Source organism: Shinella sp. Sh6, assembly GCF_055392685.1.
This window is the reverse complement of record NZ_AP044005.1, coordinates 1,857,442-1,874,626: the sequence shown is the minus strand read 5'-3', so window position 1 is coordinate 1,874,626 and position 17,185 is coordinate 1,857,442. Positions and strand designations below refer to the sequence as shown.

Sequence of the window (17,185 nt, the reverse complement as noted above, 5' to 3'; positions counted from 1 at the left end):
GGAATGCCAGTAAGTTGCGGCGGAATTGCGGTGGCGGCCTCCGGCTTGTAGATTTGCGACCTTGCCGCCCGCATCGCCCGATTGCGACAGGTGGGCGGCATCCATTCCCGGAGTTTGACAAAGGCTCCGCGCCCGGCGACAAGGCGGCAGGGTTTCAAAGAGGGATTGGACGATGTTGTCGGATGGATATACGGACGTGCCGGCGGGCAAGCTCGCGGCGGTGGTGACCTGCCTCGAAATGCGGGCGCCGCCGGAACGGCGCGCCGATCCCGGGCAGCCCGGCGTCACGCTGGAGCGCGCGGTAAAGCCCGACGTCGCGTGGTATCGCGACCTCTACCGGCGCATCGGCGCGGACTGGCTGTGGGCCTCGCGGCTCGCCATGGAGGAAAGCGCGCTTGCCGGTATCCTCGAACATCCGCAGATCGAAGTCCATGCCGTGATGAAGGCGGGGCAGGCGGAAGGATTGCTGGAGCTCGATTTCCGCGAGGAGGGGGCCTGCGAACTCGCCTTCTTCGGCCTGACGCAGGCGATGATCGGCGGGGGCACGGGGCGCTGGCTGATGAACCGGGCGTTCGACCGCGTCTGGTCGCAGAAGGAGCACGCGCCGGTCGGGCGCTTCTGGGTGCATACCTGCACGCTGGATTCGCCGCAGGCGCTCGGCTTCTACATCCGTTCGGGCTTCGTGCCGGTCAAGCGGCAGGTCGAGGTCTTCGACGATCCGCGGCTCCTCGGCGTGCTGCCGGAGACGGCGGCGCCGCAGGTGCCGATCCTGCGCCCCTGAAAACGAAACCGCCGGAGTGACGTTAGTCAGGTCCGGCGGTATCTGGCGTCGTCTTCGTTCGGCGTTGTGCCGGGGTCGTCGTCCATCATCGTGCCGACTTTTCCCGCGAGCGGAAGCCGATGTCCTTGCGCAGATCGAAGGGCATGCCTTCAAGTTCGCGCTCGGCGCGCCGGCGCTGCCATGCCGAGACGATCCGCGCGACGGTTTCCCGCACGAGGGTGGTAAGGCCGGCGGAGCGCCGGACCGGGCTGTGGTGCAATGCAATTGCCATTTGAGGGTCCTTTCGAGCTTGGGAGGTATCGAAAGGTCGCGACCTTGAGCGTGACTGTGCCGCAACCTAATGCATCAATCAAACGAATATATTTGATTGGAATGATCAGCGTTCTTCATGTCTTCCGATGGCAGGCCAGTCGATGTCCTGCTTGAGGTAGTCCGGCAGGCGGGAAAGCTCTTCCGCCGTATGCCGGGCGACATTGCGCCGGTGGCGGGCTTCGAGCGCCTCGCCCACGAAGCGCCGTATTGCGTAGTAGAATCCGTTTCCGCGGGCCAGAACGGCGAGATCCACGTCGCCCGGCAACGATTTTTGCGTTTTCATGGCGTTTTTCCTCACGTTCGTCTGTTTTGCAGGTTGACTATCCTCCCATCGCAGTTTTCAATCAAACGAAATGAAGTGACAGTTTGCTTCAGATTTTCTGATCCATGGAGGCAGCCATGAACCTGCTGATGCGCCAGACGCTCCCCCTGCTGGAGCTCGATATCCTCAAAACCTTCGTGGCGATTGCCGAGACCGGCAATTTCACGACGGCCGCCGAGACCGTGCACCGCACGCCCTCGGCCGTCTCCATGCAGATCAAGAAGCTGGAGGAGCTGCTGAGCTGTTCGCTCTTCCGCCGGGATGCCCGCTCGGTGGTGCTGACCCATCACGGCGAGGTGCTGCTTTCCTATGCGCGCCGGCTGATCGCGCTCAGCAACGAGGCGGTGTCGCGCTTCATGACGCCGGAAATGAACGGCGTGGTGCGGCTCGGCGCGCCGGACGACGTCGGCGAGCTCATCCTGCCGGAAGTGCTCAAGCGTTTTGCCGAGACCTATCCGTCGATCGCGGTCAACGTCTCCATCGAGAGCAGCGCGAACCTGCGCCGCGCCGTCGCCGAACGGCGGCTCGACCTCGCGATCTTCAACGCCACCGACGGCACGATCCCCGTTCCGGGCGAAATCCTGCTCAAGGAACAACTCGTCTGGGCCGGCAAGAAATGCGGCACGGCGCACCTGAAGAACCCGCTGCCGGTCTCGGTCTGGGAGGAGGGCTGCATCTGGCGTGCCCGGGCGCTGGAGGAACTCAGCCGCTCGCGGCGCGAATTCCGCGTCGCCTATTTCTGCGCCCATCACATGGGCCAGCGCGCCGCCATCCGCGCCGACCTCGCCGTCGCCCCGCTCGCCCGCTTCCTCGTCGGCGACGACATGGTGGCGCTGGGCGAGAAGGACGGCCTGCCGGCGCTCGGCCACTATCTCATCGGCCTCGTCGTCAACGAGGAAGCCGAAGCGCCGGCCCTCGCCGTCGCCGAGGAGATCCGCACCGCCTTCGCCCGCATGGAGCGGCATCCGATGGACATGCTGCAGGTGGCTTGCTGAGGGGCGGGCTCGCCGCTTGCGTCCGTAAAAGCCCCTCATCCGGCCTGCCGGCCACCTTCTCCCCGCAAGCGGGGCGAAGGGGATACGCCGCACCGTTTTCCGAATTGCGACATTGCGTAGGGCACGTTCCCTCTCCCCGCTTGCGGGGAGAGGGTTAGGGTGAGGGGCAAATCCCGCGCGCCCTTCGAGGCAGTCCTACTCCCGGCTCCTCCGCCGCCTTCGCCCGCCGCCTTCGCCGCCGCCGTCATCCGAGAGCACCTTGCGCTCGGGCAACGCCACCACCTTGGCGAGCTCGGGGAAGGCGTCAACCTTGTTCGGCATTGCCATGGCGTTGACGAAGAGCTGCTGGAAATGCGGCTCCAGCGCGGTCTCGATCTTCTCGATGCGGGCGACGGTGCTTTCGATCTCGCGGCGGTGGTCGCGGTTGAGGAGCGCCATCAGCGCGCCCGTGCCGGCGGCGTTGCCCACCGCCTTCACCTCATCGAGGTTGCAATCCGGGATGAGGCCGAGGACCATGGCGTATTTCGGATCGATGAAGGAGCCGAAGGCGCCGGCGAAGCGGATCGTGTCGACATGCTCGACGCCCTGCTTTTCCATCAGCAGCTTGATGCCGGCATAGAGCGCGGATTTCGCAAGCTGGATGGCGCGGATGTCGTTCTGCGTCACCGTGATGCGCGGCTCGCCGTCGTGCAGCAGGTAGGAATAGGTGCGGCCGGTCTGGAGGATGCGCGGGCTCCTCTCGGCCATGGAGCCGTCGACCACGCCGTCCTCGGAGATGATGCCCGCAAGGTACATTTCCGCGACGACCTCGATGATCGCCGAGCCGCAGATGCCGGTGACGCCGACGCTCGCCGCCTGTTCGGCAAAGCCCTCTTCGTCCGACCATTTCTCCACGCCGATGACGCGGAAGCGCGGCTCCAGCGTGACAGGGTCGATGCGCACGCGCTCGATGGCGCCGGGGGCCGCGCGCTGGCCGGAGGAGATTTCCGCGCCCTCGAAGGCGGGGCCCGTCGGCGAGGAAGCGGCGACGATGCGGTTCCTGTTGCCCAGCACGATCTCCGCGTTGGTGCCGACGTCGACCAGCAGCATCATGCGGTCCTGCCGGTAGGGGCCTTCGGCGAGCGTCGCGCCCGCCGCGTCCGCGCCGACATGGCCGGCGATGCAGGGCAGCGTGTAGAGCCGCGCGCCGCGGTTCACCTCGATGTCGAGCTCGTGCGCCCAGTATTGCAGCGCGCCGGAGACGGCGAGCGCGAAGGGCGCCTGGCCGAGTTCCGTCGGGTCGATGCCGAGGAAGAGGTGGTGCATGATGGGGTTGGCGACGAACACCATGTCGAGGATGTCGTGCCGGTCGACCTCGCCCTCCTCGCAGACCTTCCCGATGAGGCCGTTGACGGCCTCCCGCACGGCCTTGGTCATGGCTTCCCTTCCGTCCGGGTTCATCATGACGTAGGAGACGCGGCTCATCAGGTCCTCGCCGAAGCGGATCTGCGGGTTGGACGTGCCGGAGGAGCCGACGATGCGGCCCGAAAGCAGCGAGACGAGGTGCATGGCGATGGTCGTCGAGCCGATGTCGCAGGCGATGCCGTAGGCCTCGTTCTTGAGGCCCGGCCAGAGGCCGACGATGAAGGGGCGGGAGGAATCCATGTCGCGGTGGATGGCGGCGGTGACGCCCCAGTTGCCCTTGCGCAGGATCGACTGCACCTGCGGGATGAGGTGCGGGGCGATGAGCAGGTCCTTCCAGCCCCAGTCCTTCTCCAGCATGGCTTTCAGCCGGTCGAGGTCGCCGAGCGGCTTGTGCATGTCGGGCTCGTCCACCTCGACGTAGCAGAGCTGGACGGCGGCGTTGCGCTCGATGACGCGGTCGGTCGCGGCCTTGCGCACGACCTGCGCATTGATGACGGTGTCCTGCGGCACGTCGACGACGAGGTCGCCGAGGATGAGGGCGGAGCAGGAGAGGCGCCGGCCTTCCGGCAGGCCGCGGACCTTCTCGTAGCGCTCCTCCTTCGGGCCCTTCTCCGAGATGTGGTCGAGCGAGGAGACGATCTTGTGCTTGGCGAAGTTGCCTTCCTGCACCTCGATCTGACAGCGCCCGCAGGTGGCGCGCCCGCCGCACACGCTCTCGACATAGACGCCGAGCTTTCGCGCGGCTTCGAGGACGGGCGTGCCGATGGGGAAGCGGCCGCGCTTGCCGGAGGGCATGAAGAGGACGAGGGGATCCTTGCTCGCGGTTTCGCTCATAGTGTTCTCAGTCCCTGCTGTGCCGTCGAAACGCATTGTGCCTACTCCGCCATGATGACGCTGCCGCCATACTGCGCCGGAAACCGGCCCCGGACTGGCCAATTCCCGACATGAAAAGATCACCTTGCGGGGCGGGCGCAAGGTGATCGGTGGTTTGTCGGCTGCCGGCATCATCCTGCCGCCAGCATTTGTCTTTCCGGCTCACCCCCCTCTGCCCTGCCGGGCATCTCCCCCTCAAGGGGGGATGCCCGGCAGGGCAGAGGGGGGTGAGCCGCTGGTGTATCCTTACTCCGCCCGCGCACCCCCGCCGGCGCGCGCGGCGCGGCCGCCGCGGCGGCCGCCGCCGGCGGCCGGGGCTGCGGCGGCGGAGGCCGTCGCGCCGGCTTCGGCGGGCTTGTGGTCGCGGTAGGTCATGATCCAGTTGGTGCAGTTCGGGTCCGTGCCGTTGAGGACGTTGGCGGCGCGCACGGCTTCCATTTCCTGCGGGCGGCAGGGGTTCATGATGGCGCTCGTCATGCCGGCGCCGATGACCATCGGGATGAAGCCGGCATTGATGCCGTGGCGGTGCGGCAGGCCGAAGGAGATGTTGGAGAGACCGCAGGTCGTGTTGACCTTCAGCTCGTTGCGCAGGCGATAGAGAAGCTGGAAGACCTGGCGGCCGGCATCGCCCAGCGCGCCGATCGGCATGACGAGCGGATCGACGACGATGTCGTGCGGCTTGATGCCGTGGTCCATGGCGCGCTCGACGATCTTCTTGGCGACGGCGAAGCGCACGTCGGGATCCATGGAGATGCCCGATTCGTCGTTGGAGATGGCGACGACCGGGACGTCGTATTTCTTGACGAGCGGCAGGATTGCTTCGAGCTTTTCTTCCTCGCCCGTGACCGAGTTCAGCAGCGGGCGGCCCTTGGCGACCTTGAGGCCGGCCTCGATGGCGGCGGTGACGGATGAGTCGATGGCGAGCGGGATGTCGACGAGGCCCTGGACGATCTCCAGCGTCTGGACGAGCAGGCCCGGTTCCGTCTCGTTCGGGTTGACGGAGGTGACGCCCGCATTGATGTCGAGCATCGTGGCGCCGGCGGCGACCTGCTCCAGCGCATCCTTGATGACGGTCTCGAAATTGCCGGCCTGCATCTCGGCGGCCAGCTTCTTGCGGCCGGTCGGGTTGATGCGTTCGCCGATGACGCAGAAGGGCTGGTCGAAACCGATGATGATTTCGCGGGTGGCCGAGGCGACGATGGTGCGTGTCATATAGGGTCCTCTGGGGCGGGGCGCTCTGTCTGGTCTAGCGCGCGATTTTCCGTGTTACAAGCTTGCGAGACCGGCTGCTGCCCGGCCCGCGGTCAATGGGGCTGGCTGGCGGCTTTCTCCGCCATCTGCTGCTGGTCCTGTTCCTGGCCGCTGCGCGCGGCCTCGATGCGTTCGGCGACCATCTGGTCGACCGGGTTCGGCTCGCGCGTCCAGGGCCGGCGGCCCTTCAGCACGCCGGAATCGTGGACGATCTCGGCGACATATTCCTCCTGCCGGTAGGCCATGACGTGGATGCCCGAAACGCCCTCGATCTCCTTCACCTCGTTGATGATGTCGATGCAGAGCTGTTTGCCTTCCTTCTTCTGGTCCTCGGCGCCCTCAAGGCGCTTGATGACCGCATCCGGGATATGGATGCCCGGCACGTTGGAACGGATCCACTTGGCGGTCTTGGCCGAGGCCATCGGGCCGACGCCGACGAGGATGTAGCATTTCTCGTGCAGGCCGAGGTCGCGCACCTTCTTCATGTATTCGCGGAACATCGGCACGTCGAAGCAGTACTGGCTCTGCACGAACTGCGCGCCGGCCTCGATCTTCTTGGCGAGGCGGAAGGGGCGGAAGTCGTAGGGCGGGGCGAAGGGGTTGATCGCCGCGCCGAGAAAAACCTTCGGCGGCGTCGTCAGCTTGCGGCCGGAGAGGAATTTTCCGTTGTCGCGCATGATGCGCACGGTTTCCAGCAGCGACATGCAGTCGAGGTCGAAGACCGGCTTTGCGCCCGGCTGGTCGCCGGCCTGCACGCCGTCGCCGGTCAGGCACATGATGTTGCAGACGCCCATGGCCGCCCCGCCCAGCACGTCGCCCTGGATGGCGATGCGGTTCTTGTCGCGGCAGGCGATCTGCATGATCGGTGCGTAGCCCATGCGGGTGAGCAGCGCGCAGATGCCGACGGAGGACATGTGGCAGTTGGCGCCCGAGGCGTCGACAGCGTTGATGCCGTCCACCCAGCCGTCGAAGATCGCGGCGCGCTCGTAGACGTCTTCCGGGTTTGCGCTGTCGGGCGGGTTGAGCTCGGTCGTCACGGCGAATTCGCCGCGGCGCAGCACGCGTTCAAGGCGGCCCAGCGAGGAATGGCCGGGCAGGGGATCGAGCGGCAGGTGGGCGCCGAGCGGGTTTTCGTCGATATGCGCCATGGATCAGGCGTCCTTTCCGGCAGCGGCGGCAGCTTCGCGGGCCGCGGCGGCTTCCGCCGTCACGCGCAGCCAGGAGGAGGTTTCGCGCAGCGACTGGTTCACCGGCTTCTGCACGTTCATGATGGCATTTCCCCTCACCATGTTCTGCGAGCCCTTCCAGGCCTGCACCCACACGCAGGGCATGTCCGGCTCCACCTCGCAATTGCCGTTGGCGCGCACGCCGCCGCACGGGCCGTTGCGCAACTGCTTGGGACAGTTCATCGGGCAGGACATGCCCGTGGACGACAGCGCGCACTGGCCGCACATGCGACAGTCGAAGAGAAAGCCCTTCACATGCCGCTCGACGAAGGTGATGGGCCGCTCCACACGCTGGTAGCCGAAGAGCTTCCAGACGGGATGCAGCAGCAGGAAGACCTGCGCGAAGCGGTGGTAGAACCACTCGAAGAAGCGCGAATGGCGCACGGCCCACAGGCGCACCGTGTATTTGTGGCGCGAGCGGCGGTTCGGCGACACGCCCGCCGGCGTGAAGGCGCCGGTGGCGGCCTTCTTGGCGGGGGCGGCATTGCCCGGTTTCTGGACGGCGTCAGCCATTGTCGCGGCCTCCGGCCTTGACGAGGGCGACGAGGCGTTCGCGGTCGTAGGCCGCTTCCAGTTCGGCGGCGGCCGTGTCGGCTTCCGCCTCCAGGTCGTCGGAAACCGGCACCGGATCGGCCTTGCGCCATTCGGCGAGGTAATCGTCCGTCTCCGCCGCGCCGGTGCGCATGGCGCACATGTCGATCGCCTCGGTGAAGCGCAGCGACAGTTCCCGCTTGGCGCTCGTGCGGCCCTTCTTGATGATGACCTGGGCGGGGATGTCGCGCCAGTAGACGATGATGCGGTCTGCCATGTCGAAAATTCTCCGGGAGCGTTTCGCTGGAACGCTCTTCCTCTCTTCGCAATTCCGGGCGGAAACCGTGGAGCACTTTTCCGGGAATTGCTTTAGCGCTGACAATGCTGTGTGGCCGCGTTCCGGGCTTCACTCGCCACGACTGCCCCATGCTCAAAAACGACGCGGGATTTTCCGGCCTTGCGATTTACCAGATGCCGCGGGTCACGCCGTTCCAGAGCCAGGTCCAGATCGGCGGATGATACCATTGCCGCGAGGGTCCGGCTATTTTCAACGGCTTGAGGTCGCCCGCGACGGCATCGCGCAGGGCCTCGACGACGATGCCGGTGGCCGCGGCGGTCTGGAGCAGCGGATAGGTGTGCATCGTGTCGCGTTTGGAAGGCTTGAGCCGCACCTGCCGGAGGATGCCGCCGGTATCGACGCCCGCGTCGACGAGGTGCACGGTCGTGCCGAAATTCTCCTCGTCGCCCATGGCGCGCGACCAGTATCCGCCTTGCAGGCCGCGATATTGCGGATTGATGCCCGCATGGAGGTTGAGGACGGGGCAGGGGATGGTGCTCAGCGTTCCGGCCGTCAGCATGCGCGTGCTGACGAGGAGCAGCGCCGCCGGGCGGATCTCGGCGATTGCCGCGAGGAAATCCGGACTGTTGGCGGAGGGGACGGCGATGCGGCGGATTGCCGGGTCCCTGTCGGGACGTGCGCCGAATTCCTCAAGGATCTCGCCGGCACGCTTCGTCGTGAAGCGCTTGCCGTATTTCGAGGCGACCATGGTGGCAAGCTGGCCGAGCGCCTGCACCCAGCCGAGTTTTCTCGCCCGCCTGCGGATGAAGCGTTTTTTCGATTCGGCCTGCTCCTCGATGACCACGAGGTTCGCGAACGCGGCCTTGACGGCATTGACGACGATTTCGGGATTGGGGCCGGGCTGGATGAGGATGGCCACCGTTTCCGTCCGTGCTTCGATATCCGTCATATGTGCGCCCCGCCAAACCTTGGCGCGCATCATCGCGACGAGGGCTTAGGAAGCCGTAACCGGGATGGCGGATTTCTCGGGCAACGCTAACGATTGGTTAGTTCTGGGCGTCAACGTGCCTTCAGCAATTCGCCCGTCAGGTCGCCGTAGCCGGTGAAGCGGTATTCGTAGGTGAGGCCGAGATAGTCGGCGGCTTCCTTCGCCTTCTGCTGCAAGGCCTCGTCCTCGACCTGCGAGAGGTAGACGAGCTTTTCGTAGTTGCCGAAATACATCTCCTTCAGTTGCGGGTAGCGGTCGAGGCCGAGCGGCTCGATGACGAAGCCGCGGAACTGGCGGGCGAGGAAATCCGTGAGGAAGAAGGAGGTCACGTCGTCGTCCTTCGCCGCGAACGCATCGTTGCCGACGAAGAAGGAATAACAGTGCGGCCCGGCGATGCGCTCGACGCCTTCGCGCTCGCAGACCTTGTCGAGGAGGCCCCCGGTGCCGCAATCGGCATAGCCGACGAAGATGTGCGAAAAGCCTTCCGCGCGCGCCTCGGCGATCGCCTGCTCGACGCCGGGCGCGATCTTCTGCGGGTGGGCGTGCCAGATGGCGGGAAGACAGACGAGGTCGATATGGTCGAGCCCGTTGGCCTGGCGGATGGCGAGCACCTCCCGGGCAATCGCCCCGCAGGCGATGATTCGAACTTTTTCCGCTTTCGTGCGTTCTTCGCTCGGACTTCCGAGCCGAAGTTCTGCGTCAACCACATCCATCAAGAGGGACTCCGACCATGACTGGGACAAACCTGACCAGGATCAGCATCGTTCTCGCGGCGCTTCTGGCGCTCAGCGCCTGCGGAAACACCATTCGCGGAATCGGTCGGGATACGGCCAATGCCGTCGATGCGACGCAGGACGCGGGCCGCAGTGTCGAACGTGCCGCAAACTAAAGGTCGTGAACGGACGGCGCCGGTTCAAGACCGGCGCCGTCGAATTTCCTGTCAGCCGGCAAGCATGTTGTGCTTGCGCTTCATGAATTCCTTGGCGGTTTCGACGGCCACGGCCGCGTCGCGGCAGTAGGCGTCGGCGCCGACGGCCTTGCCGAATTCCTCGTTCAGCGGCGCGCCGCCGACGAGAACGACGTAGTCGTCGCGCAGGCCCTTTTCCTTCATCGTGTCGATGACGACCTTCATGTAGGGCATGGTGGTCGTCAGCAGGGCGGACATGCCGAGGATGTCGGGCTGCTCGCGCTCGATGGCTTCGAGGTAGTTCTCGACCGGGTTGTTGATGCCGAGGTCGATGACGTCGAAGCCGGCGCCTTCCATCATCATGCCGACGAGGTTCTTGCCGATGTCGTGGATGTCGCCCTTGACGGTGCCGATGACCATCTTGCCCTGCTTCGGCGCGCCGGTGGCGGCGAGCAGCGGACGCAGGATATGCATGCCGGCCTTCATCGCGTTGGCCGAGAGCAGCACTTCCGGAACGAAGAGGATGCCGTCGCGGAAGTCGATGCCGACGATGCGCATGCCTTCGACGAGGGCTTCGGTAAGGATGTTGTAGGGGGCCCAGCCGCGCTCGAGCAGGATATTGGTGCCCTCTTCGATCTCTTCCTTGAGGCCGTCGTAGAGGTCGTCGTGCATCTGCTGCACGAGTTCTTCGTCGGAGAGATCGGCGAGAATGATTTCGTCGTCAGACATGGTGGGGTTTCCTCGTCTCCATTGCGCGTGCCATTGGCAAGCTCCGTCAACAGGAATAGCTTTCCTGCGGTGCGAACCCGGTGTTGAAAACGACGTCGCATACAGCAAAAAGCGACCAGCCCGGCGCTTGTTTCATCCATAACGCCGAAAGCCGTGAATTGACAGTCCAAACAAAGCAATGGCGCTACATTTGCATGGGCCGGCCCGCTATGGTTTTGCGGCCGGGAAGGTATCCAGCGTGCGCCACCGCTTGGCGCATTGAGAACCGCCCCGCCCCGACGGCTTGCTAGCATAGGACGAGTGGCGCGTTCCGGCGCACGAACGACAAGGAAGACGGATCATGACCGAGGACATTCAGCAGGTGGCAAGCGAGGGCGGCGGACGCCGTTCGCGTGAGGGGCGGGGTGCGGCTGCGCGCCGCGCATCGCGTACGGGGGGCGGTCCCGGCCCGTCGCTGCCCTACATCACCCGCAAGATCAGGGAATACGAGGTTCTCGACGAGGAAGGCCTGACGCTGATCGAGCGCAATGCCGACCGGGTGCTGGAAGAGATCGGCATCGAATTCCGCGACGATCCGGAAGCGCTGCAGCTCTGGAAGGAGGCCGGCGCCGACGTCAAGGGCGAGCGCGTGCACTTCCCCAAGGGCCTCTGCCGCGAGCTCCTGAAGACCGCGCCGTCCGACTTCACCTGGCATGCCCGCAACGCCGAGCGCAACGCCCATATCGGCGGCAAGGCCACCGTCTTCGCGCCCGTCTACGGCCCGCCCTTCGTGCGCGACCTCGAGGGCAACCGCCGCTATGCGACCATCGAGGACTTCCGCAACTTCGTGAAGCTCGCCTACATGGCGCCGTCCATGCATTCCTCGGGCGGCACGGTCTGCGAGCCGGTGGACGTTCCGGTGAACAAGCGTCACCTGGACATGGTCTACACGCACATCAAATATTCCGACAAGCCGTTCATGGGCTCGGTCACCGCGCCGGAGCGCGCCGAAGACACGATCGCCATGGCCAAGCTCGTCTTCGGCGAGGATTTCGTCGAGAAGAACACGGTCACGCTCAACCTCATCAACGCCAACTCGCCGATGGTCTTCGACGAGACCATGGTGGGCGCGCTCAAGGTCTATGCCCGCCACAACCAGGCCTGCGTCGTCTCGCCGTTCATCCTCTCGGGCGCCATGAGCCCGGTCACGGTCGCCGGCACGCTGACGCAGATCCTCGCCGAGGTTCTCGCCGGCGCCTCCTTCACCCAGCTCATCCGCAAGGGTGCGCCGGTGCTGTTCGGCACCTTCGCCGCCTCGATCTCCATGCAGTCCGGCGCGCCGACCTTCGGCTCGCCCGAACCCTCGCTCGTCTCCTACGGCGCGGCGCAGCTCGCCCGCCGTCTCGGCCTGCCGTTCCGTACCGGCGGCTCGCTGTGCGGCTCGAAGGTTCCGGATGCGCAGGCCGCCCATGAATCGGCCAACACGCTGAACATGACGCTGCTCGCCGGCACGAATTTCGTGCTGCACGCGGCCGGCTGGCTCGAAGGCGGCCTCGTCGCCTCCTACGAGAAGTTCATGATCGACCAGGACCAGCTCGGCATGCAGCAGAAGTTCGCCGAGGGCATCGACCTTTCGGAGACCGCGCAGGCGCTCGACGCCATCCGCGAGGTCGGCCCGGGCAGCCACTATCTCGGCTGCGCCCATACCCAGGCCAACTTCCAGACGGCGTTCTACCGCTCGCCGCTCGCCGACAACAACTCGTTCGAGCAGTGGGAGATCGAAGGCCAGAAGCGCATCGAGGAACGCGCCAACGCGCTCTGCCGCACCTGGCTGGAGAGCTACGAGGCGCCCTATCTCGACCCGGCCATCGACGACGCGCTCAAGGACTATGTCGCCAAGCGCAAGGAATCGATGCCCGACGCGTTCACCTGAAAGGGTCCCGACCGCGCCAGGGAGCAAGGCGGAGCGGTGCGGGTGGCGGACATGATCCAGAAGGAAGTCTGGCGCCCCCACTACGAACTCAAGGGAGACGTGACCCGGTGAGGCCGTCTCGCCCCGATATTGAAACCATCCGTGCGGCGCTCGCGCCGCACGGTCTTTTTTTGCGCGGCACCGTCGATTTCGAGGACGGCGAGGCCGCCCCGGCGCTTGCCGACGGTCGCCCCGCCGCCGGCATCGCGCTTGTCGGCAATATCGGCAGTTCCCTGTGGCCGGCCTTTTCCCGCTGGCGCGAGGGCCTGCCCGACCGGGGCGGCAGCGACCCGCTCGACGCCTGGTCGAAGGCGGTGCTTCGCCCCGTGGCGGCAGCGGCGGGCGCGACCGTCTGGTTCCCCTCGGACCCGCCATGGCAACCCTTCCAGCGCTGGGCTATGCGCGCGGAAAGCCTGAAGGCCTCGCCGCTCGGCATCCTCATCCACCCCGTCTACGGCCTCTGGCACGGCTATCGCGGCGCCCTGGGCTTTGCCGAGCCCATCGGGGCGGAGCCGGCACCGCACGCGCCGCATCCTTGCGACATCTGTCCGGACAAGCCCTGCCTTACCGCCTGTCCCGTCGGCGCCGTTCGGCCGGACGCCTTCGACGTATCCGCCTGCCGCGCCCATCTGCGCACGCCGGAAGGGAATGCCGGCTGCATGGCCGCCGGCTGCCTCGCCCGCGCCGCCTGTCCCGTCGGAGCCGGCTATCGCTATGAGGCGGCGCAACTGCGGTTCCACATGGCCGCGCTGTCGCTTTGACCTTTTCCGGGCTTCCACTAGTTTTGCCGCATTGGCTTATGATCCTGTGCGATATGCGCTTCTTTCCGGTCTTCACCCTTCTCATTGCCGCTTTTGCCTTCCGGGAGCCAGCCATGGCCGAACCGCCGAAATGCGCCGAGGCGATGCACCAGTCCGCCCGCTACACCGTCTGCACCTTCGATCCGGCGACGGATACGATCCGGCTCTTCGGGGCGGCGGCGCTGGGCGCGGGCGGGGCGACGTATGACCGGCTCAACACGCATCTGCTGCGTAACCGGGAGTATATGAGCTTCGCCATGAACGGCGGCATGTACCATCCGGACTACGGGCCGGTGGGTTTGCTGGTGGAGCAGGGCCATGAGACCGGGGCGCTCAATCGAGGCGATGCCTTCGGCAATTTCTTCCTGAAGCCGAACGGCGTCTTCTGGGTGGACGGCGGCAAGGCGGGCGTGATGGAGACGGAGGCCTTTGCGAGCGCGGGGATCGCGCCGCGCGAGGCGACGCAGTCGGGGCCGATGCTGGTGATCGACGGGAATATCCATCCGCGCTTCCTGCCGGACGGCACGAGCCTCCAGATCCGCAACGGCGTCGGCATCCTGCCGGACGGGCGCGTCGCTTTCGTCCTGTCGAACGATCCGGTGCGCTTTTTCGATTTCGCCACGCTCTTCCGCGACCGGCTCGGCTGCCGCAACGCGCTCTTCCTCGACGGCAGCATTTCCAGCCTCTATTCCCCGGAAATCCGGCGGCATGACCGCAATGCCGTGATGGGCACGATCATCGCCGTCGTGAAAAACCTGCCGCCGTGACAAAATAATCGGGTGCATGCCCAAGGATTGCCCTGCGGCGCACGTCTGAAGGAAGTGTGCACCAACCGGGATGGACCCGTGGAAACAGAACTCGTCGAGAAGGCGGCTTCGGGAGACAGGCAGGCCTTCGCCGCGCTGGTCGAGAGCCGCTATGATTTCATCCATGCCGTCGCCTGGCGATGGTGCGGCGACCGGCAGGATGCCGAGGACGTGGCGCAGGAGGTGTGCATACGCCTTGCCGGCGCCATCCGCGGCTTCAAGGGGGCGAGCCGCTTCGGCACCTGGCTCTATACGGTGACGCTGAATGCGGCGCGCGACCAGATGCGCAAGCGCCGCCGCGCCGAATGGCGCGAGGCCGCCTATTCGCGCGAGAAAGTCGTTCTGGAGAGCGGACCAGACGAGGATGCCGGCGAGGCGCTGTGGCAGGCCGTGCGCCAGCTTCCCGAAAAGCAGCGCGACGCCGTGCTGCTCATCTACGGCGAGGGGCTCAGCCACGCGGCGGCGGCCGATGTGCTCGGCTGCGCCGAAACGACGATTTCCTGGCATGTGCACGAGGCCCGCAAGCGCCTGAAGGTGCTTTTGCGCGATGCGGCCGCGTGACGGAAGGACGGACGATGACCGAATTCGACCTTAACAGACTTTCCCGCCGCACCCCGCCGGCCGCCGACCCCTCGGCCCGGGCCGCGGCGCTCGCCGCCGCCATGCAGGCTTTCGACGGGGCGGAAAAAACATCGGATGCCCCCCAAGGTTCGGCTGCCGGCGGGCGTCGAAGCTCCATCTTCAACCGGATATGGAGCCCCATCATGAACCGCAGATTTCTGGCCGGCTCGGCCCTTGCCACTCTCCTTGTCGTGCCCGCCGCGGGCCTTGTCACCTACGAGCTGGTGAAGAGCGGCACGGTCACGCTCGACGCGCAGACGACGATTGCGGCAAAGCCGACGGACGAGGACCAGCGCGCCCGCAGGCAGGTCGCGGAAAAGGCGAAGGCGGAGATGAAGGTCGCGGCCGATAGCGCCGAGCCCGCGCCGCTTGCCGAAAGCCGCGAGGAGGAGGCCGTTGCGGCCATGCCGGAACCGCTGGCGGTCGGCGGGGCCGCCACCGTGCAGAGCCTGAGCCGGATGGCGATGCAGCCTTCCGATGCCATGCCGCTGCCGGCGGAAAACCGCGAGCGCTTCGCCTCGGCCGATCCGAACCCGGTGAAGAGCGTCGCGACCGATCCGGTCTCCACCTTCTCGGCGGATGTCGATACGGCCTCCTATTCCTATGTCCGCCGTTCGCTGCTTTCCGGCAGCCTGCCGGACCCCGATTCCGTGCGCGTCGAGGAGCTGGTCAATTATTTCCCCTACGACTGGAAAGGACCCGAGACGGCGGAAAAGCCGTTCAAGGCGACCGTTACCGTCCTGCCGACGCCGTGGAACAGGAACACGGAGCTTTTGCATATCGGCATCAAGGGCTTCGACATGGTGCCGGCGGATGAGCCGGCCGCCAATCTCGTCTTCCTCATCGACGTCTCGGGCTCCATGGACGCGCCGGACAAGCTGCCGCTCCTGAAGAGCGCCTTCCGCCTGCTCGTCGGCAAGCTGAAGGATACGGACACGGTGTCGATCGTCACCTATGCCGGCAATGCCGGCGTGGTGCTGGAGCCGACCAAGGCGAAGGAGCGGGAAAAGATCCTCGATGCCATCGACAATCTCCAGCCGGGCGGCTCGACGGCCGGCGCGGAGGGCATCGAGACGGCCTACAGGCTGGCGGAGAAGGCGTTCCGGAAGGACGGCGTCAACCGCGTCATGCTGGCGACGGACGGCGATTTCAATGTCGGCCCTTCGAGCGACGAGGACCTGAAGCGCTTCATCGAGGCGCGCCGCAAGAGCGGCATCTTCCTCTCCGTGCTCGGCTTCGGCCGCGGCAACTACAATGACGGCCTGATGCAGGCGCTGGCGCAGAACGGCAACGGCACGGCCGCCTATATCGACACGCTCGCCGAGGCGCAGAAGACGCTGGTGGAGGAGGCGGGCGCATCGCTCTTCCCCATCGCCAGGGACGTGAAGTTCCAGGTCGAGTTCAATCCGGCGCGGATATCCGAATATCGCCTGATCGGCTACGAGACGCGGGCGCTGAACCGCGAGGACTTCAACGACGACAAGGTGGACGCCGGCGACATCGGCTCCGGCCATCGGGTGACGGCGATCTACGAGGTGACGCCGAAGGGCAGCCCCGCCGTGCTGAACGATCCGCTGCGCTATGGAAAAGAGGTTGCTGCGCCGGCTGAGGACGGCGGCGAGCTCGCGTTCCTCAAGATGCGCTGGAAGAAGCCGGACGGCGATACGAGCGAGCTGGTCACCATGCCGGTGACGGATGCCGATGCGGTCGCCGGTGTGGATGCCGCCTCCGCCGACGTCCGCTTCTCCGTTGCCGTCGCCGCCTTCGGGCAGAAGCTCAAGGGCGTGCCGGCCTTGCGGGATTATGCCTACGGCTCGATCCTCGGGCTGGCGGAAGCGGCGCGGGGAAGCGATCCGTTCGGCTACCGGGCGGAGTTCCTGAAGCTCGTGCGGCTGGCCGGCGGGCTTGCGGGGGAGAAGTAGAGAAAGACCCCTCCCTAAATCCCTCCCCACAAGGGGGAGGGATTTAATGGGCGGCACCCTCGGTATGAAAAAGGGAGGGAGGAGCAAGCCTCTGGCGTTCTCCCCCCTTGTGGGGGAGATGCCGGCAGGCAGAGAGGGTCTTTACGCGGCAGGCCTGTCACTTGAGGGCGTCGTGACCCTATCCCCTTCGCCCCGCTTGCGGGGAGAAGGTGGCGGCAGCCGGATGAGGGGCGCGGTCCAGCGCCTCTCTTTCGCTCGCGGCAGGGGCTCGCAGCGGTCTCCATCTGTCAGCATCAGCCCGGCATCGCGCAGCAGGCGCCTGTCCCCGCGCACGACGAGCAGCCGCAGCGCCGCCCGTTCCGCCCCTTCCCGGCGATAGCGCTCCCATATTTCCCGCAACATCCTCAGAATCGTCATGCCATGCGCCTTTCCTTCTGCGCAGAGCCAAGCAAAGCCATAGACATTTCA

The 17,185-nt window shown here is 66.1% G+C and carries 18 protein-coding genes; 8 read left to right on the top strand and 10 right to left on the bottom strand.

The window, feature by feature from the left end; all coding sequences use genetic code 11:
* The first annotated feature begins 172 nt into the window (after positions 1 to 172).
* Positions 173 to 781 (top strand): N-acetyltransferase, encoded by a 609-nt coding sequence (locus ACZ5TO_RS09180; RefSeq protein ID WP_464800284.1) that lies wholly within the window; start codon positions 173 to 175, stop codon positions 779 to 781.
* 85 nt (positions 782 to 866) lie between these two features.
* Here ACZ5TO_RS09180 and ACZ5TO_RS09175 read toward each other — a convergent pair whose 3' ends face one another.
* On the bottom strand, positions 867 to 1,052 hold the full coding sequence (locus ACZ5TO_RS09175) for a hypothetical protein (protein ID WP_184139877.1): 186 nt from the start codon (positions 1,050 to 1,052) through the stop codon (positions 867 to 869).
* A gap of 105 nt (positions 1,053 to 1,157) precedes the next feature.
* Positions 1,158 to 1,376 carry a hypothetical protein gene (locus ACZ5TO_RS09170; RefSeq protein ID WP_184139876.1) on the bottom strand — a complete coding sequence of 73 codons (219 nt, stop codon included), beginning with the start codon at positions 1,374 to 1,376 and terminating at the stop codon, positions 1,158 to 1,160.
* Between the two features lie 116 nt (positions 1,377 to 1,492).
* On the opposite strand from ACZ5TO_RS09170, the gene ACZ5TO_RS09165 reads away from it, so the two are divergent.
* Entirely contained in the window at positions 1,493 to 2,410 is a 918-nt protein-coding gene (locus ACZ5TO_RS09165) for a LysR family transcriptional regulator (protein ID WP_184139874.1), read from the top strand.
* A gap of 195 nt (positions 2,411 to 2,605) precedes the next feature.
* On the opposite strand, the gene ACZ5TO_RS09160 is transcribed toward ACZ5TO_RS09165, so the two are convergent.
* The 7 genes from ACZ5TO_RS09160 to ACZ5TO_RS09130 form a co-directional block, all read right to left on the bottom strand.
* Positions 2,606 to 4,648, bottom strand: coding sequence for an ASKHA domain-containing protein (locus tag ACZ5TO_RS09160; protein WP_464800283.1), 2,043 nt, complete (start codon positions 4,646 to 4,648; stop codon positions 2,606 to 2,608).
* Between the two features lie 285 nt (positions 4,649 to 4,933).
* Positions 4,934 to 5,899, bottom strand: a complete 966-nt coding sequence (locus ACZ5TO_RS09155) for a methyltetrahydrofolate cobalamin methyltransferase (RefSeq protein ID WP_464800282.1) — start codon at positions 5,897 to 5,899, stop codon at positions 4,934 to 4,936.
* 92 nt (positions 5,900 to 5,991) lie between these two features.
* A complete protein-coding gene (locus ACZ5TO_RS09150) occupies positions 5,992 to 7,086 on the bottom strand; it encodes a methylenetetrahydrofolate reductase (protein ID WP_184139869.1) in 1,095 nt (364 codons plus the stop codon).
* 3 nt (positions 7,087 to 7,089) lie between these two features.
* Positions 7,090 to 7,677 (bottom strand): methylenetetrahydrofolate reductase C-terminal domain-containing protein, encoded by a 588-nt coding sequence (locus ACZ5TO_RS09145; protein WP_184139867.1) that lies wholly within the window; start codon positions 7,675 to 7,677, stop codon positions 7,090 to 7,092.
* Positions 7,670 to 7,972 (bottom strand): virulence factor, encoded by a 303-nt coding sequence (locus ACZ5TO_RS09140; protein ID WP_184139865.1) that lies wholly within the window; start codon positions 7,970 to 7,972, stop codon positions 7,670 to 7,672. Before ACZ5TO_RS09140 ends, ACZ5TO_RS09145 begins: the two co-directional genes overlap by 8 nt.
* Positions 7,973 to 8,159: 187 nt before the next feature.
* Positions 8,160 to 8,942, bottom strand: coding sequence for a formyl transferase (locus ACZ5TO_RS09135; RefSeq protein ID WP_464800281.1), 783 nt, complete (start codon positions 8,940 to 8,942; stop codon positions 8,160 to 8,162).
* Between the two features lie 110 nt (positions 8,943 to 9,052).
* Positions 9,053 to 9,694, bottom strand: coding sequence for a DUF1638 domain-containing protein (locus tag ACZ5TO_RS09130; protein ID WP_464800280.1), 642 nt, complete (start codon positions 9,692 to 9,694; stop codon positions 9,053 to 9,055).
* 17 nt (positions 9,695 to 9,711) lie between these two features.
* On the opposite strand from ACZ5TO_RS09130, the gene ACZ5TO_RS09125 reads away from it, so the two are divergent.
* Entirely contained in the window at positions 9,712 to 9,870 is a 159-nt protein-coding gene (locus ACZ5TO_RS09125; RefSeq protein WP_184139859.1) for an entericidin domain-containing protein, read from the top strand.
* Between the two features lie 51 nt (positions 9,871 to 9,921).
* Here the strand turns inward: ACZ5TO_RS09125 and ACZ5TO_RS09120 are convergent, their stop codons facing one another.
* Positions 9,922 to 10,617 (bottom strand): corrinoid protein, encoded by a 696-nt coding sequence (locus tag ACZ5TO_RS09120; RefSeq protein WP_184139857.1) that lies wholly within the window; start codon positions 10,615 to 10,617, stop codon positions 9,922 to 9,924.
* Positions 10,618 to 10,957: 340 nt separating this feature from the next.
* On the opposite strand from ACZ5TO_RS09120, the gene ACZ5TO_RS09115 reads away from it, so the two are divergent.
* The 5 genes from ACZ5TO_RS09115 (at position 10,958) to ACZ5TO_RS09095 (ending at position 16,717) form a co-directional block, all read left to right on the top strand.
* Complete coding sequence (locus tag ACZ5TO_RS09115) at positions 10,958 to 12,529, top strand: trimethylamine methyltransferase family protein (protein ID WP_464800279.1); 1,572 nt, start codon at positions 10,958 to 10,960, stop codon at positions 12,527 to 12,529.
* A 107-nt stretch (positions 12,530 to 12,636) separates the two neighbouring features.
* Complete coding sequence (locus tag ACZ5TO_RS09110) at positions 12,637 to 13,329, top strand: ferredoxin (protein WP_464800278.1); 693 nt, start codon at positions 12,637 to 12,639, stop codon at positions 13,327 to 13,329.
* A gap of 113 nt (positions 13,330 to 13,442) precedes the next feature.
* The gene (locus ACZ5TO_RS09105; RefSeq protein ID WP_464800277.1) at positions 13,443 to 14,135 is read left to right on the top strand and encodes a phosphodiester glycosidase family protein; all 693 of its coding nucleotides are present in this window, start codon (positions 13,443 to 13,445) and stop codon (positions 14,133 to 14,135) included.
* Between the two features lie 78 nt (positions 14,136 to 14,213).
* Positions 14,214 to 14,735, top strand: a complete 522-nt coding sequence (locus tag ACZ5TO_RS09100; protein WP_464800276.1) for an RNA polymerase sigma factor — start codon at positions 14,214 to 14,216, stop codon at positions 14,733 to 14,735.
* A gap of 14 nt (positions 14,736 to 14,749) precedes the next feature.
* Complete coding sequence (locus tag ACZ5TO_RS09095) at positions 14,750 to 16,717, top strand: vWA domain-containing protein (protein ID WP_464800275.1); 1,968 nt, start codon at positions 14,750 to 14,752, stop codon at positions 16,715 to 16,717.
* Positions 16,718 to 17,185 lie beyond the last annotated feature (468 nt).